Raw genomic sequence first — 16,025 nt, 5'->3', positions numbered from 1 at the left:
GGTTGAGGGGAAGCCCTCAACCGACTTTTGGCTGGTATTCGCTTTGCCCCTTGAGCAAGGCGAATACGACCCGAGCAAGTTTTGCGAGCCAGTATCACCAGTGCCTGAGTGGTGCTGAACCCTCGAGCTCTTTGTGCCGCGTAAAAATCTTTCCAGGCTGGTGTACGACTGGCCGACATGGCTGCGTTGTGCAGAAGTCGGCGAGCTTCCGGATCACCTCGTTTGGTCAAGCTTCGGCGACCGTCTTTTTGTCCTGACTTCGCCACCCGCAAATCCATTCCCAGAAAGGCGATGAAGGCATCTGCGTTTCTGAAATCGCCTCGCTGGAATGCTGCGATCAAGCGGGCTCCGGTCAAAAATCCGATGCCTTCAACTTTCAGACAGCGCTTCAACTGACCGAGCAAACCGGCTTCTTTCAGATAATCCTTAATCGTCTTTTCGACCAGCGCCTCAAGCTGTTGCATGATTTCACTTGCTCGGCGAAAGCGGTCTTCAACAGCGGTTCATTCGCCCAGCTTTGCACCAGGCCCACTCGTGCCTGAACCAGAGCCGCCCGGCGGCGAAAAAGGCTCAAGAGCTGACGGTACAGCGGTGATGGCGGGGTCCAGGGATGAAGATCGTCACCTTCGTTCTTCAGGTAGCGAGCGAGCAGCCTGGCATCCAGCGCGTCGGTTTTGGCGCGGACATTCACCCCTTTGCGGTAATGGCTCAGCTCATAGCCACCCACCATGTAAATCACGCAGCCGGCCTCGTAGGCCAGATCGGCGAACTCCAGGTGATAGATATTGGTCGACTCAATGGCGATGGCCACTGTCCTCGGCAAGTCCTTCAGCCACTGCTTGATGGCTGCCTTGTTGTTGGGAATCGTTTCAAGCAGGTCAAGTTCGGCGTGATAAATCACCAGTTCATTCTTGGCGACATCCACGCCTGCGATCGGCTTTGAGACAGAAACCGGCATTGCCATTAAATTTCCTCCGGGATATGGTTTTGAGCACTTGAAGGGCTCACCCAGAGGCGCAGGCTTGTTCCTATCGTCGGTCTAGCCAGATGCATTCTTTATCGGCGCTTGGGTGAAAGGAGGAGGGGCGAAATCTCCCACGGATCTGTACTGCGTCAACAGTCAGAATCGGGCTTTGTCCCTCCTCCTCCCTTCAAGTCCTACCATACAAGCGGGCTTGCCCGCGATGGCGTCAGGTCAGTCGACAACAGTGCTGAATGATCAACCGCGATCGCGGGCAAGCCCGCTCCCACAGTTTGATCCGGTTACAGGCCGATATCCCATTCCGGTTCTTCCGGAAATCTAAGCACCAGAAAATCCAGCAAGCTGCGCAACGCCGCCGGCATGTGCTTGCGCGAGGCATACACCGCATACACGTTCATTTGCCGGGGTTCGGCCGCTGGCAGCAGGCGAATCAATTCGCCGCTGTGGATGTGCACGCCGGCCTGGTAGGTGGGCAGCATCGCCACCCCGGCACCGGCGAGCGTTGCGCGCAACAGCGTACTGGCCTCGTTGGCGCTGATGTTGCCCTGCACCGGTACTGAAACCTGTTCGCCATCCTGCTCGAAATGCCAGAGGCTTTTGCCGAAGTAGGAATGGGTCAGGCAGTTGTGCAGGCTCAGGTCCTCGACCCGTTGCGGTGCCGGGTGCTCGCGCAGGTAAGCGGGGGAAGCACAGATCACCGAACGGCAAACCGTCAGGCGACGGGCGATCAGGTTCGGGTCCAGGTCGTTGCTGGTGCGGATCGCCAGGTCGATGCGCTCATCCACCAGGTTCACGGTGCGATCGAGCATTTGCATGTCGATGCTGACGCCGGGGTAGCGTCGCACATAAGCGGCCATGGCATCGGCCAGTTGCGCCTGGCCGAAGGAGGTGCTGACGCTGATGCGCAGCAGGCCGCGCGGTGCGTCATCCGGCTCGCCGACGGCGGCTTGCATGTCGGTGGACAAATCGAGCATCTGTCGGCAGCGGGGCAGGATTTCGGTGCCGGCGGCGGTCAGGCTCAATTTGCGTGTGGTGCGGTGCATCAGACGCGCGCCGACCCAGTCTTCCAGTTCCGCCAGATACCGCGACACCACCGGCCGTGACAGCTCCAGATGATCGGCGGCGGCCGACTGGCTGCCGAGGTCGACCACCGTGACGAACACACGCATTGCTTGAAGACGATCCATGATTTGCCCGCTTTCAGAAACAAACTATGTTCAAGCATCGCATTTTTTGTACTGAGTCAGGCAACTAAGCTCTGTTCCTCTGGAGGAGCGAGCTTGCTCGCGATGAACCTGGGAACACCGCGGGGTATCAGGTTCCCAGCGTTATCGTTGGCGACCATCGCGAGCGAGCTCGCTCCTACAAAAAGGGCATTCGCCTAGCTAGGCATTCGGACAACGGAGCAACAGATGATCGGACTCACCCTTCTCAAGCGTGTATTACTGGCAAGCGCTGCCCTCGGTTTCGCCGCCCATGCAGCCGCCTCGACCCTGACGCTGGATGTCTACAACCCTGGCGAAAAAGCCATCTTCCCGGTGACCTCGGTGCTGGTCAGCGGCGAAAAAGAAGCGATTCTGGTGGATGCGCAATTCGGCAAGTCCCAGGCCGAACAGGTGGTGGAGAAAATCCGCGCCAGCGGCAAGCAGCTGACCACCATCTACATCAGTCACGGTGACCCGGACTACTACTTCGGCCTCGATACCCTGACGGCCGCGTTCCCCAAGGCCAAAGTCCTTGCTTCGCAGCCGACCGTTGACCACATCAAGCAAACCGTCGACGGCAAACTGGCATTCTGGGGCCCGAAAATGGGGGCCGATGTGCCGGCCAAAACCATCGTGCCGGACGTGCTCAAGGGCGACAGCCTGATCCTCGAAGGGCAGAAGCTGCAGGTGGTGGGTCTTGAGGGGCCGCAGCCGGATCGCAGCTTCGTGTGGATTCCATCGATCAAGGCTGTAGTCGGTGGTGTCGTGGTGGCGCAAAACATCCACGTGTGGATGGCCGACACCCAAACGCCAAAGTCCCATGCCGATTGGTTGGCTACGCTGCACTCCATTGAAACCCTGAAACCGCAAACCGTGGTGCCGGGTCATTACCAGGGCGGCAGCACGGGTTCATTGGCCTCTGTGCAGTTCACCGCCGACTACATCAAGGCCTTCGATGAAGAAACCGCCCAGGCCAAGGATTCTGCCGCGCTGATCGCCGCGATGAAAAAACGCTTCCCGACCCTGGGCGACGAAAGCTCTCTTGAGCTGAGTGCCAAGGTCGCCAAGGGTGAGATGAAGTGGGGTGAATGAGTCATTGAGGTGATGGGGTTTCTGTGGCGAGGGAGCTTGCTTCCGCTGGAGTGCGCAGCGCTCCCCGGCATTCCTTCAGGCACTCCATAAACACAGGTTTTGCGGCTGCTTCGCAGCCGAGCGGGGGCAAGCCCTCTCGCCACAAAGTTCTGCGCAAATTGATATCGATACTTTCAAGCCAACTGGAGAATGTCATGAGCAAAATCGCAATCATCGGAGCCACCGGTCGTGCCGGTAGCCAATTGCTGGAAGAGGCCTTGCGTCGTGGCCACAACGTCACTGCCATTGCCCGCGATACGTCGAAGATCGCTCAGCGTGACGGTGTGGTCAGCAAAAATGTCGATGCCCTTGATGCTGCTGCCCTGCAAGCGGCCGTCGCCGGTCATGATGTGGTGATCAGCGCGGCGCATTTCTCCACCCTGCCGGCCAGTGCCGTGGTCGGGCCGGTGAAGAAGGCCGGGATCAAGCGCCTGCTGGTGGTAGGCGGCGCTGGCTCATTGTTGTTGCCGGACGGCACCCGGGTGATTGACAGTCAAGGCTTCCCGGCAGCGTACAAGGCCGAAGCCGGTGCCGGTGCTGTGTTTCTTGAAAGCCTGCGTCAGGAAAAGCAACTGGACTGGACTTTTCTGTCGCCGTCGGCGGAGTTTGTCGAAGGTGAACGCACCGGAAAATTCCGCATCGGCAAGGATGATTTGCTGGTGAGCAGCGCAGGGCGAAGCTGGATTACCTTTGCCGACTACGCGATTGCGATGCTCGATGAAGTGGAAGCACCGGAGCATTCGCGGCAACGGTTTGCTGTCGGGTATTGAGGTCACTGATCTCCTGTAGGAGCGAGCTCGCTCGCGATGAACCTGAGAACGCTGCGGGGTATCAGGTTCCCAGCGTTATCGTTGGCGACCATCGCGAGCGAGCTCGCTCCTACAGATACCGTGGTTCAGCGAGACTGCGCCTGCTCCACCAGCCAGCCCATCAATTCACGCAACTTCGGTGAAGGCCCGGGTTTTTCGGGGAATACCAGGTAATACGCCAACCCCGTAGTCACCTTCAATTCGAATGGCATGACCAGCCGTCCGGCGTTCAGGTCATCGCCGATCAACGACCAATCGCCAATCGCCACCCCCGTTCCCTGGGACGCCATCGACATCGCCAGGTCCAGTGTTTCGAAATGCTGGCCTTTGCCGACATTGCTCAACTGCACATCCGCGGCTTTCAACCAGGCCTTCCAGTCCCGTTCATCGCGGGTCGGGTGCAACAACAGGTGTTGTTGCAGATCGACCGGAGTCTGCAGGGGCATGGGGCCTTCGAGCATCGGTCTGGAACACACCGGTGTGAGTTGTTCATCGAAGAGTTTTTGCGACATCAATGAAGTATCCGGTGGTGGGCCGTACATCACTGCCGCATCGAACTGCTCGCGATGAAAATCCACGCCGTGTTTGACCGTGGTGGTCAGCTCCACCGGCACGTCCGGGCGCTCCCTTTGCCATTGCAACAGACGCGGCAGCAACCAGCGCATGACGCAGGTTGGTGCCTTGAGCTGCAGGGTTTCGCGCTTCTCGCCGATCTGCTCCACTGCCTCGTCGATCAGGCCGAAAATCTGCTGCACCCGTGGCAGCCATTCCCGTCCTTCGGCTGTCAGGTCCAGGCCTCGGGCCTGACGGATGAACAATTCATAACCCAGAAAATCTTCCAGCCCGGCGATCTGCCGACTCACCGCGCCCTGGGTGATAAACAGCTGTTCGGCAGCACGGGTGAAATTGCAGCACTGCGCGGTAATCAAAAATGTGTGCAGCGCCGGCAGGGGAGGCAGTCGTTTCATTGTGATCCAAGGTATGACGTGAGGACATGGCTAGTATGACTTTTTATCCATTGTTGCGGCTACGTGTCGCCCGTTCCAATGAGGCCATTCCCGGGCCTGCGAATCCATCATAAACACAGCGCATGCCCGGCGTCTCAAACGAACAAAAAGGGCAAAGACATGGCGACGTGCGGCGAAGTATTGGTCAAGTTACTCGAAAACTACGGGGTCGAGCAGGTGTTCGGCATTCCGGGGGTTCATACCGTGGAGTTGTATCGCGGGCTGGCCCGTTCGAGCATCAACCACGTCACGCCGCGCCATGAACAGGGCGCCGGCTTCATGGCCGACGGCTACGCCCGTACCAGCGGCAAACCCGGTGTGTGCTTCATCATCACCGGCCCTGGCATGACCAACATCACCACCGCCATGGGCCAGGCCTACGCCGATTCGATCCCGATGCTGGTGATCTCCAGCGTGCAATCGCGCAGCCAGTTGGGCGGCGGTCGCGGCAAGCTGCATGAGCTGCCGAACCAGGGCGCACTGTGTGCCGGTGTTGCGGCGTTCTCCCACACCCTGATGTCGGCGTCGGAATTGCCGGGCGTACTGGCCCGCGCCTTTGCGCTGTTCCAGGCCGGCCGTCCGCGCCCGGTACACATTGAAATTCCGCTGGATGTGTTGGTTGAAGACGCCGACGACCTGCTCAGCAGCCTGCCGGTCAACATCGATCGCGCCGGTGCTTCGCCGAGCGCCGTGTCGCGCATGACCGATTTGCTGGCCGGCGCCAAGCATCCGCTGATTCTCGCCGGCGGCGGTGCCATCGACGCGGCGGCCGAGCTGACTGAGCTGGCCGAGTTGCTGGACGCACCGGTAGCCCTGACCATCAATGCCAAGGGCATGCTCGCCTCCGGGCACCCGCTGCTAATCGGTTCGACCCAGAGCCTGGTCGCCACCCGTGCACTGGTCGCCGAGGCCGATGTGGTATTGGCCATCGGCACCGAACTGGCCGAGACCGACTACGACGTGACCTTCGCCGGTGGCTTCGAGATTCCAGGCCAACTGCTGCGCGTCGACATCGACCCTGACCAGACTGTGCGCAACTACCCGCCGCACGTGGCATTGGTGGCCGACTCGCGCAACGCCGCCCAGGCTTTGCTCAGCGCCTTGTCGCACAAATCCCTGGCCGAGCGCCGCAACGATTGGGGGCAAGTACGCGCCGCTCGTCTGCGTGAAGACCTGGCCGCCACCTGGGACGCACCGACCCTGGCCCAGACCCGTTTCCTGGAAACCGTGCTGCACGAACTGCCGGACGCCGTGTTCGTCGGCGATTCGACCCAGCCGGTGTACACCGGCAACCTGACGTTCAACCCGGAGCGTCCGCGTCGCTGGTTCAATTCATCCACCGGTTACGGCACCCTCGGTTACGCCTTGCCGGCGGCGATTGGCGCCTGGCTCGGCGGCAGCGTTGAAAACGGTGCTCGCCCACCGGTGGTGTGCCTGATCGGCGACGGCGGCCTGCAATTCACCCTGCCGGAACTGGCCAGTGCCGTTGAAGCGCGCACCCCGGTGATCGTGCTGCTGTGGAATAACCAGGGCTACGAAGAGATCAAGAAATACATGGTCAACCGCGCCATCGAGCCGGTCGGCGTGGACATCTACACCCCGGACTTCATCGGTGTGGCCAAGGCATTGGGTTGCGCGGCCGAAGCCGTCAGCAGTGTCGAGCAATTGCGCGGCGCATTGCGCGTAGCCACCGATCGCCAAGGCCCGACCCTGATTGAAATCGACCAGAGCGAGTGGATGCAGGCGGTGTCGAAATGACTTTCCCGACTACCCTGGATGGCCTGTACATCAACGGCCAATGGTCGGCGGGCAATGAACACCTGCGCGTGATCAACCCGGCGACCGAAGCTCTGTTGACCACAGTCAATGGCGGCGATGAGCGCGCTGTTGATCAAGCCGTGAGCGCGGCGACCCTGGCGTTCGCCGGCTGGTCGAAAACCACGGGCGCCGAACGCGGTGCCATCCTGCGCAAAATCGCCGCGGGCGTGCAGGCCCATCGTGAAAAACTGATGCACTTGCAGTCGAGCAACAACGGCAAGCCGCAATTCGAAGCCGCGATCGACGTCGATGACGTGATCGCCACGTTCGAGTATTACGCCGGTCTGGCCGAAGGGCTGGATGCGAAACAGGACAGTGCCATCGAGCTGCCGACCGACGACTTCAGCGCTCGCCTGCGCCGTGAGCCGTGCGGTGTGGTTGGCCTGATCGTGCCGTGGAACTTCCCGATGGTCACCACCGCGTGGAAACTCGCCCCGGCCCTGGCCGCCGGTTGCTGCGTGGTGCTCAAGCCTTCGGAAGTGACACCGCTGCCGGAGCTGGAACTGGCGGCAATCATCGCTGAAGCCGGCGTGCCTGCCGGTGTGTTCAATCTGGTCTGTGGTACCGGCCTGGCCGTTGGCGCTCCGCTGTCGGCTGACCCACGCATCGCCAAGGTGTCGTTCACCGGCAGCAATGCGGTCGGCGTGCAGGTCATGCAACGTGCGGCGGAAACCGTCAAGGGCGTGAGCCTGGAACTGGGCGGCAAATCTTCGCTGCTGGTACTGACCGATGCCGATATCGACCTGGCGGTGGAAGTGGCTTGCGGCGGTGGTTTCTTCAACGCCGGGCAGATGTGTTCCGCCACCAGTCGCGTGCTGGTCGCCGATGAGCTGGCCGACGAGTTTCTAACCCGCGTAAAGGCCCGTGCCGAAGCGATTCGCGTGGCCGACCCGTTCGACCCGAACGTGGAAATGGGCGCTCTGGTCAATCAGGCGCAATACCAACGTGTATTGGGCCACATCGATCGCGGTTTGAGTGCCGGCGCCAGGCTGGTTTGCGGTGGCAATCGCCCGGCCGACCTGCCGCGCGGATATTTTTTGCAGCCGACAGTTTTCACCGAAGTGCCCCTCGACAGTGCGCTGTGGAATGAAGAGATTTTCGGCCCGGTGATCTGCGTGCGCAGTTTCGCCTCTGAAGCCGAAGCGATTGCCCTGGCCAACGACAGCCAGTTTGGCCTGGTCGCCAGTGTGGTGACACGTAATGCCGAGACTGCCGACCGCGTCGCCAACGCTTTGCAGGCGGGGCTTGTGTGGATCAACGCGCCGCAGGTGATCTTCCCGCAGACCGCCTGGGGCGGCTACAAGCAGAGCAGCATCGGCCGCGAATTGGGGCCGTGGGGCTTGCAGGCTTTCCAGGAAATCAAACACGTGATTCGGGCCGTCTGACGCCTGTCACTGTGTAGGAGCGAGCTTGCTCGCGATGGACGCATGGACGACACGGGCTGTCTGATGCCCCGCATTATCGTTGACGTCCATCGCGAGCAAGCTCGCTCCCACAAGGAAAAGAAGGCATGCGCTGACGTCATGGCTTCAATGAGTTTTTATCGATAGTCAGGTGTTTTGCACGACCTCAGGATGAACTCGCCGGTTCAGCCAAGCCCCGAAAACACGGGGGCTAAAGCTGATCCGGCCGCGCGGATGCAACAGTTTTGACCAGCCTCATACCTACAAAAACAAAGGGAGTCCGTAATGGGCGAGCATGATCTGAACAGACGTCAATTCATCAAGACCGTGGGCGTAGCCTCGGTTGCAGCAGCGGCCATGAGCATGCCGTTCATCAAGGCCAATGCCGGCGATACACGTTTTGCCGGCAAGACCCTGCGTTTGCTGACCTGGTCCGATGACACCGGCCTGGCTGCACTGCGTAACATCGCCGCGACGTTCGAAGGCAAGTACGGCTGCAAGGTCATCGCTGACCGCACCGGCAGCACCTCGGAAATGGTCGCCAAGCTCAAGGCCGGTGGTGATCGTCCGCAATACGACATCATCACCCTGGCAGGCGTCGGCGCCGAAGGTCTGGCCGCCGCCAACCTGCTGGAAAAACCCGACCTCAACCGCATTCCCAACCTCGTCGATGTACCGGAGAAGTACCGCACCGGCGCCAATGGCCACGGCATCGGTTATCTGCTGTGGTGCAACAGCCTGGTCTATAGCACCCGCACTCAGAAACAAGCGCCGGACAGCTACGCCGCCCTGTGGGACCCGGAGCTGGCCCCGAACATCTTCCTGCCGCCGCCGAACTGGACCGAGGCCATGGACCTGATCATCATCGCCGCCAAACTGGCCGGTGGTGACGAGCACAACATCGAACCGGGCTTCAAGAAACTCGCCGAGCTGAAAGATCGTGTGGTGACCTTGGGTGAAAACCCGAACCAGATCGCCGAACTGTTCCGCACCGGTTCCCTGGACATGGGCGGTCTGTACGCACCCGCGTTCTTCCCGAAACAGATCCGCGATCCGAACTACGGTCTGAGTGCAACCTTTGGCATGAAGGAAGGTTTCTACACCGACTTGATGCAATCGGTCATGCCGAAGAACCGTCCGGGCGATACCGACATGGCCTACGCCTTCATCAACCACTCCCTGGACCCGCTGGTGCAGGGCAAGATGGCTGAAGACATCTACAACGGCCCGGTCAACGCCAAGGCGATCATCTCCGCCGAAGCCCGCAAGAGCCCGTACATCCTCACGCCGGAGCAGATTGCCGAGAAGGCGATCATGCACGACAACGCCTTCCTGGCGACTGTGCATGACCAATGGATTCGTCGTTACACGGAAATCTTTTCTTCCTGATCTGTAGGAGCGAGCTTGCTCGCGATGGACGTTAACGATGACGAGGGTTGCCTGAATGAACGTAGCGCCCTCACTTCCTTCGCGAGCGAGCTCGCTCCTACAGGGGATCGGGGTTTACACCCCGCTACCGTGTGCCATTGATCTTCCATTGACGAGACCTTTGCTATGGAACACCAACCTCTGACCCATCCGGTGAGTGCCGCCCCCGTGCGCGCTGCTCAGGGTGTTTCGCCAACGACGCGCGCCTGGTTTTTCCTCTCGCCGTCGATGCTGTTTCTTGGCGTACTGATTGCCGCCAGCCTGCTGGTACTGCGCATGAGCGTGGGCACCAAAGGCGCGGAATGGTCCGGGTTCAGCCTGGCCAGTTACGCCCAGTTGCTGGAACCCTATTACCTCAAATCGCTGATGCTGACCCTGCGCCTGGCGCTGATCAGCGCGGTGATCGCAGTGATCCTGGCGATCCCGGTGGCCTACACCATGTCGCGCCTGACCTCGCCGTTCGTGCGACGGATCTTCCTTGCGGCGGTGTTGCTGCCATTGCTGGTCAACCTGCTGCTGCAAAGCTACGGCTGGCTGGTGATTCTCGGCCCTGGCGGCATGCTCAACCAGACCCTGATGGGCCTGGGCCTGATCAAACGCCCGATCATGCTGTTGTACAACCAGAACGGTGTGTTGATGGGCCTGGTGCAAACCGCCTTCCCGCTGGCCGTGTTGCCGATTGCCAGCGCCATGCGCGGTGTCGCCCGCAGCTATGAAGAGGCCGCCGCCACCCTCGGCGCCAGTCGCTTGCAGGTGTTCCGCCAGGTGGTCTTGCCGATGAGTCTGCCGGGGATCATTACCGGTGCGACCCTGGTGTTCGCCTACAACGCCAGCAGTTTCGTGGTGCCGTTGCTGCTCGGTGGCCGGCGCGTGCCGATGCTGGCGGTGATGGTGCATGACCAGATCGCCCCGCTGATGAACTGGCCCGCCGCATCGGCTGCCGGTGTGGTGCTGATCGTCACGACCCTCGCGATCATGACCCTGTCCGAATACATCACTGGCCGTCGTCGCCGCATGCTGGAGGCTTCGCAATGAGTACCCTGATCAAGAAGCGCCAGTCGCTGTTGCCGGGTGAAACCGGCAAGTTCGCCGGCATCCTGTCGGGCTTCATCCTGCTGTTGGCGGTGCTGCCGATCCTGACCATGATCGTGATGTCGTTCAGCGGCGCGTCGAACCTCGACTTCCCGCCGAGCAGCTACAGCCTGCAATGGTACAAGGCCGCCTGGCACACCTTCGTCTCGCCGGACGCCAGCGATGTGCTGAGCCTGGGCAAGGCCATGACCACCAGCCTGATGGTGTCGTGCCTGACCATGATCTTCGCCACGTTGATCGCGGTGCCGGCGGCTTACGCGCTGACCCGTTGCGAATTCCGCGGCAAGGCCGTGGCGCTGCAATTGATGTCGCTGCCCCTGGTGTTCCCGATGGTGGTGTTGGGGCTGGCGCTGCTGCTGGTGTTCGACAGCCTGCCGTTCCAGATGACCACCTCGCGCCTGGTGATTGCCCATGTGATCCTCGCGTTGCCGTTCGTGGTGAAGAACTGCACGGCGGCGATGCTTTCCATTGGCAGCGAAGTCGAGGAGGCCGCGCAAATGCTCGGCGCTTCACCGCTGCGGGCGATTGTCGATGTGGTGGTGCCGTTGATGAAGTCGGGGATCCTGGCGGGCATGCTGCTGGCGTTCATCGTCTCGTTCAACGAGTTCACCGTGACCTACTTCCTCTACACCATCGATGTGATGACCGTGCCGATCTGGATGTACAGCCGCACCGTGTCTTCGCTCGACCCAACCGTATTTTCGTTTGCCGTGCTGATCGTGCTGATCGACTTCGTCCTGATCTGGGCGCTGGAGAAGCTGGTTGGTGAAGGTGGCGTTTCGTTCTGATTTCTTGAGGTGATTCTTATGTCTGGTCTGATTCTGGAAAACGTCGAGAAACATTACGGCTCGGCCTGCGCGGTAACGGATGTGAACCTGCATTTGCCCGAGGGCAAACTGGTGTGTTTCCTCGGCCCTTCGGGCTGCGGCAAAACCACGTTGCTGCGCATGATTGCCGGCCTTGAAACCCTGACCGGCGGCGAGATCCGCCTGGACGGTGAAGACATCGGCAACACCCCGGCGCACCTGCGCAACTTCGGCATGGTGTTCCAGTCCCTGGCACTGTTCCCGCACATGACCGTGGGCGAGAACATCGCCTATCCGCTGAAACTGCGCGGGGTCAGCAAGGCCGATCAGCAGGCGCGGGTGGTGGAGTTGCTGGAACTGATCCAGCTGCAGCCGATGATCAATCGTCCGGTGGCCAAGCTCTCCGGTGGCCAGCGTCAGCGCGTGGCGATTGCCCGGGCGATTGCCTCGCACCCGAAGATCCTGCTGCTCGACGAACCGTTGTCGGCGCTGGACGCCAAGCTGCGCGAGTCGATGCAGGTGGAAATCCGTCAACTGCAACAACGCCTGAACATCACCACCATCATGGTGACTCACGACCAGCGCGAGGCCATGACCATGGCCGATATCGTGGTGGTGCTGGGTGAGCATCGGGTGCAGCAAGTGGGCACGCCGATTGAAATCTATCGACACCCGGCCAACGAGTTCGTCGCCGATTTCATCGGCTCGGGCAACATCTTCCCGGCCACGGCGCTGGGCAACGGCAAGGTCAGCCTGCCGGGTGGCGATGCGCTGCAAGTGCCGATCTGCACCAGTATTGCGGCAGGGGAGAAGTTGAAGATGCTGATTCGTCCAGAAGACCTGCAACTGTCCGCCCCCCAGGCGACCGCGGGCAACCGCTTGCTGGGCAAGGTGACGTTCGTGCGCGATATCGGCGCGACCATCGAGACCACGGTGGAGTGTTCCGGGGTGTCGTTTACCGCGCTGAGCACGCCGTGTCAGGGCTTCGGCCTGAATGTTGGGCATCCGGTGTCGGTGACGTTGCCGGCAGAGGCTTGCCGGGTACTCGGGGCCTGATCCAAGACTTGTATTGCCTGAGCTGGCCTCTTCGCGAGCAAGCCCGCGCCCACAGGTGGAATGCATTCCAAATGTGGGCGCGGGCTTGCTCGCGAAAGGGTCAGCAGCCACACAAAAAATTCCGGATCAAACCGTCAACCGCAACCGCGCCAGATCCCGCAAAGGCGGCGCACCGAACAACCGGCTGTACTCCCGGCTGAACTGCGAAGGGCTTTCATAGCCGACGCGATACCCCGCCGCCGAAGCCTCCAGCCCTTCGGCCAGCATCAGCCGCCGCGCTTCCTGCAGGCGAAGCTGCTTCTGATACTGCAACGGACTCATCGCCGTCATCGCCTTGAAACGGTGATGCAACGTCGACACGCTCAGGTTCACTTCTTTCGCCAGATCATCAATGCGCAACGGCTGCTCGAAGTTGCCGTTGAGCCATTTGATCGCCTGGCTGATGCGATGGCTCTGACTGTTGGCGATGGCGATTTCGTACAGCCGGTGCCCCTGTTTGCTGCGCAACAGTCGATAGAGGATCTCCCGGCGAATCAGCGGCGCGAGCATGGCGATGTCTTTAGGCGTGTCCAGTAGCCGTGCCAGACGCAGCACCGCATCAAGCATGGCGGTGTCGAGCCGTTCGACATACAGCCCGCGCCCGGTCGGCCGGGTGGGCACGCCGAGGGGGCCGGCGTCGGCGATCAGTGCAGTGATTTCCGCCGGGTCGATGTCCAGGCGCAAGGCGAGGATCGGTTCCTCGGCCGAGACATCCACCACCCTTCCACTCAGCGGCATCGAGACCGAGACCACCAGGTAGTTCAATGGGTCGTAGTTAAAGTACTCGTCGGCCAACCGAACTTCCTTGCGTCCTTGGGCCATGATGCACAGCGCTGGTTGCGCCAGCCCCGGGGCGAATTCATGGGACTGGCTGTGGCGTGACATGAACAGCGAGCCGATGGCCGTGGCGTAACTGCCATCTTCGGCGGTGTTACGGCGAATGATCGCCGCCAGTTCCGCGCGCTGCTTTTCCATGTCGGTGTCCAGCGGAGCTTGAAAGTGATCGGGCGACGACATGCGAGACATCCTCGGCAAGGCATGGAGGGAATGGGGCAAAGCATAAGTTTGTGCAAGTGACAGCGGTAGACACATCCTGCCAGATGCTTGCCTGATTCTGCCTGGGCTCGACCGGCGGTGTTAACACTAGAGCCTTGCGCCTGAAAAACTTGCTTGAAACTCGTATGGCAGAACCGTGACAGGGTTTTACCGCTTGTTACAGGCTTCCCATGCAGTTTCGCAGGATTGTGCAACGCGGCGGCAGGAATCGACTAACGAGGCCGGCGTCGCGGCCCTTAACCTTTGATCCTGTCGCAGCCCGTCCCCCGGCTGCCACGCGACTCCCCGGGAGGGTTGAACATGTCCAAGCAGATCCCCGTCAGTCATATGGCCTTCGTTCGAGCGCGCGCCGGGCGTTCGGCGGAACTCGGTGTACGCCTCAGCGCCCTGATCGAACCGTCCCGCGCAGCGCCGGGCTGCCTGAGCTTTGCCTTGCAGCATTCGCAGTGCGATCCGGATCTGTGGCTGGTGTCCGGTTTCTGGAGCAATCAACAGGCCATGACCGCGTACTTCAGCACGCCGGCGATGGAGGTTTTTGCCGAGCTGGTACAGGACCTGGTGGTCAACAGCCTGGATTTCCACACCTTCAAGGATGTCTCGGCGGCGCAGGCCCTCGGTCAGTCCGCAGCGGCGGTACACAAACTGGCCGGTTGAGGGTTTAATGACAGCATTCTCAACCAGCCAGGATTCGCGACATGGCACGTAAAGCCTTTGAACACTTCGAAGCTGTTTCCGCTGTAGTACCGGGCGAGGGGGGTTACCACGCCGCTATCGCCGTCAAAGCGCTGGGTGGTTCCGGCGCCCCGCGTTTTCACAAAGTGCTGGAAGGCCAGGTCTTCAAGACCGCCCACGAGGCCGATGATGCGGCCGCCAGGGAGCTGACCCGCCTCAAGGACGTCAAGGAAAACACCGACCTGCTCTGGTAGTGACTTCACCGCCCCGGGCGGTACATCTTGAACAACGCCTCAGGCCCCAGCTGGAAGTAATCCGCTGGCCCGCCGCCGCGCAGAATCGGTTCTGCCGCGGCGGTGTCGTATATCCCATCCTTCAACAGCCATTTGGCGATATGCACGGCGACCACTTCGCCGAGGATCAGCCAGCTCGGCACCACATTGCCGTCCGCCCGTTGCAACTGAATGATCTGCGTGACCTTGCACTCGAAGGACACCGGGCTTTCGGCGACCCGTGGCACCTGGATGACCTTCGAGGCAGCGGTCGTCAGCCCGGCCAGTTCGAATTCGTTGACCTCAGGCCCGACCATGGCGCAGCTCTGGTTCATCTGCTCGGCCAGCGGCCGCGTGGCCAGGTTCCAGGCGAACTCTCCGGTTTGTTCGATGTTGTTCAGGCTGTCTTTGCGCCCGATACTGGAAAAACCAATGATCGGCGGAACGTAGTTGAAGGCGGTGAAGAAGCTGTAGGGCGCCAAGTTCAGGCGGCCTTCGGCATCCTGTGAAGAGATCCAGCCAATGGGGCGTGGGCCGACGATGGCGTTGAACGGATCGTGGGGCAGGCCGTGGCCATAGGCGGGTTCGTAGAAGTGGATGTCGTCGGGCATGGAGTGAGTTCCAAGGGCGTTCGGGATGGCAAATAGTGCAGAGCGTATCGTGTAAATTCCAGCTCGGGATTTTTGCCTGACTGCAAAAGATCGCAGAAACGACAAGGCCCGGCCAAAGCCGGGCTGTGGTGATGCGTTCAGGGATCAGTTGGTGCGAGCGTTGTCGGTGCGATCGACGCTGTCGGTAGCGACTTTGGCCGCGTCGGTGCGATCGACGCTGTTGGCAGCGACATTGGCCGCGTCGGTGCGGCTGTCGCCAGCGGCGTTGCTTCGCGCGGTGAAGGCGGCGGAACCGGTGCGGTCGTACCCGTCGGCGGCGAAGGTATTGGCCGCCAGTACAGAGAGGGTCAGGGCGAGAATCAGTCTGGTGTTCATGGTGGTTACTCCAGGTTCAGTTTGCACATCGCGTTGAATTGATCAGGCGGGTGCAGGATGAGTCCTGGGCATTAACCACTGATTAGGACTGCCGAATTCTCTTGAGACCGAGTCGCGGCCTTCGCGAGCAGGCTCGCTTGTATGGTAGGACTTGAAGGGGGGAGGAGGGACAAGGCTCGATTCTGACTGTTGACGCAGTACAGACTGTGGGAGAGTTCGCCCCTCCTCCTTTCACCCAAGCGCCGATAAAGAATGCATCTGGC

Annotated in this window: 15 protein-coding genes and 1 pseudogene; 10 read left to right on the top strand and 6 right to left on the bottom strand. The window is 60.9% G+C overall.

What is annotated here, in order from left to right; translation table 11 throughout:
* Window positions 1–16: 16 nt before the first annotated feature.
* Window positions 17–964: pseudogene (locus RS887_RS05750) on the bottom strand (IS110 family transposase).
* A 299-nt stretch (window positions 965–1,263) separates the two neighbouring features.
* Complete coding sequence (locus tag RS887_RS05745; RefSeq protein ID WP_322614706.1) at window positions 1,264–2,169, bottom strand: LysR family transcriptional regulator; 906 nt, start codon at window positions 2,167–2,169, stop codon at window positions 1,264–1,266.
* 225 nt (window positions 2,170–2,394) lie between these two features.
* On the opposite strand from RS887_RS05745, the gene RS887_RS05740 reads away from it, so the two are divergent.
* Together RS887_RS05740 and RS887_RS05735 are read left to right on the top strand one after the other, a co-directional pair.
* Window positions 2,395–3,279 (top strand): MBL fold metallo-hydrolase, encoded by an 885-nt coding sequence (locus RS887_RS05740; RefSeq protein WP_322614705.1) that lies wholly within the window; start codon window positions 2,395–2,397, stop codon window positions 3,277–3,279.
* A 194-nt stretch (window positions 3,280–3,473) separates the two neighbouring features.
* Window positions 3,474–4,088, top strand: coding sequence for an NAD(P)-dependent oxidoreductase (locus RS887_RS05735; RefSeq protein ID WP_322614704.1), 615 nt, complete (start codon window positions 3,474–3,476; stop codon window positions 4,086–4,088).
* Between the two features lie 125 nt (window positions 4,089–4,213).
* On the opposite strand, the gene RS887_RS05730 is transcribed toward RS887_RS05735, so the two are convergent.
* Complete coding sequence (locus tag RS887_RS05730; RefSeq protein WP_322614703.1) at window positions 4,214–5,095, bottom strand: LysR substrate-binding domain-containing protein; 882 nt, start codon at window positions 5,093–5,095, stop codon at window positions 4,214–4,216.
* Between the two features lie 159 nt (window positions 5,096–5,254).
* Here RS887_RS05730 and RS887_RS05725 point away from each other — a divergent pair, with 159 nt between their 5' ends.
* The 6 genes from RS887_RS05725 to RS887_RS05700 all read left to right on the top strand — a co-directional run bounded on the left by RS887_RS05725 (window position 5,255) and on the right by RS887_RS05700 (window position 12,737).
* Window positions 5,255–6,892 carry a 5-guanidino-2-oxopentanoate decarboxylase gene (locus RS887_RS05725; protein WP_322614702.1) on the top strand — a complete coding sequence of 546 codons (1,638 nt, stop codon included), beginning with the start codon at window positions 5,255–5,257 and terminating at the stop codon, window positions 6,890–6,892.
* Entirely contained in the window at window positions 6,889–8,337 is a 1,449-nt protein-coding gene (locus tag RS887_RS05720) for an aldehyde dehydrogenase family protein (RefSeq protein WP_322614701.1), read from the top strand. The genes RS887_RS05725 and RS887_RS05720 overlap by 4 nt, the downstream gene beginning before the upstream one ends.
* Window positions 8,338–8,640: 303 nt before the next feature.
* Window positions 8,641–9,744: an extracellular solute-binding protein gene (locus RS887_RS05715; protein ID WP_322614700.1), complete on the top strand. Its 1,104-nt coding sequence runs from the start codon at window positions 8,641–8,643 to the stop codon at window positions 9,742–9,744.
* A 165-nt stretch (window positions 9,745–9,909) separates the two neighbouring features.
* The gene (locus RS887_RS05710) at window positions 9,910–10,818 is read left to right on the top strand and encodes an ABC transporter permease (protein WP_008023746.1); all 909 of its coding nucleotides are present in this window, start codon (window positions 9,910–9,912) and stop codon (window positions 10,816–10,818) included.
* The gene (locus tag RS887_RS05705; protein ID WP_111279831.1) at window positions 10,815–11,663 is read left to right on the top strand and encodes an ABC transporter permease; all 849 of its coding nucleotides are present in this window, start codon (window positions 10,815–10,817) and stop codon (window positions 11,661–11,663) included. The genes RS887_RS05710 and RS887_RS05705 overlap by 4 nt, the downstream gene beginning before the upstream one ends.
* Window positions 11,664–11,681: 18 nt before the next feature.
* A complete protein-coding gene (locus RS887_RS05700; protein ID WP_322614699.1) occupies window positions 11,682–12,737 on the top strand; it encodes an ABC transporter ATP-binding protein in 1,056 nt (351 codons plus the stop codon).
* A 126-nt stretch (window positions 12,738–12,863) separates the two neighbouring features.
* Here RS887_RS05700 and RS887_RS05695 read toward each other — a convergent pair whose 3' ends face one another.
* Window positions 12,864–13,793, bottom strand: coding sequence for an AraC family transcriptional regulator (locus tag RS887_RS05695; protein WP_322614698.1), 930 nt, complete (start codon window positions 13,791–13,793; stop codon window positions 12,864–12,866).
* A gap of 339 nt (window positions 13,794–14,132) precedes the next feature.
* Here RS887_RS05695 and RS887_RS05690 point away from each other — a divergent pair, with 339 nt between their 5' ends.
* Together RS887_RS05690 and RS887_RS05685 are read left to right on the top strand one after the other, a co-directional pair.
* Window positions 14,133–14,486, top strand: coding sequence for a putative quinol monooxygenase (locus RS887_RS05690; RefSeq protein ID WP_111279834.1), 354 nt, complete (start codon window positions 14,133–14,135; stop codon window positions 14,484–14,486).
* A 41-nt stretch (window positions 14,487–14,527) separates the two neighbouring features.
* Window positions 14,528–14,758: a hypothetical protein gene (locus RS887_RS05685; RefSeq protein ID WP_322614697.1), complete on the top strand. Its 231-nt coding sequence runs from the start codon at window positions 14,528–14,530 to the stop codon at window positions 14,756–14,758.
* A gap of 5 nt (window positions 14,759–14,763) precedes the next feature.
* Here the strand turns inward: RS887_RS05685 and RS887_RS05680 are convergent, their stop codons facing one another.
* Window positions 14,764–15,387: a flavin reductase family protein gene (locus tag RS887_RS05680; RefSeq protein ID WP_322614696.1), complete on the bottom strand. Its 624-nt coding sequence runs from the start codon at window positions 15,385–15,387 to the stop codon at window positions 14,764–14,766.
* A 144-nt stretch (window positions 15,388–15,531) separates the two neighbouring features.
* Entirely contained in the window at window positions 15,532–15,762 is a 231-nt protein-coding gene (locus RS887_RS05675) for a hypothetical protein (RefSeq protein WP_322614695.1), read from the bottom strand.
* Between the last annotated feature and the right edge of the window lie 263 nt (window positions 15,763–16,025).

It is taken from the genome of Pseudomonas sp. BIC9C, assembly GCF_034541995.1.
GTDB classification, from domain to species: Bacteria; Pseudomonadota; Gammaproteobacteria; order Pseudomonadales; family Pseudomonadaceae; genus Aquipseudomonas; species Aquipseudomonas fluorescens_CC.
The sequence above is the reverse complement of the archived record's forward strand: the minus strand, read 5'-3'. Positions and strand labels throughout refer to the sequence as shown.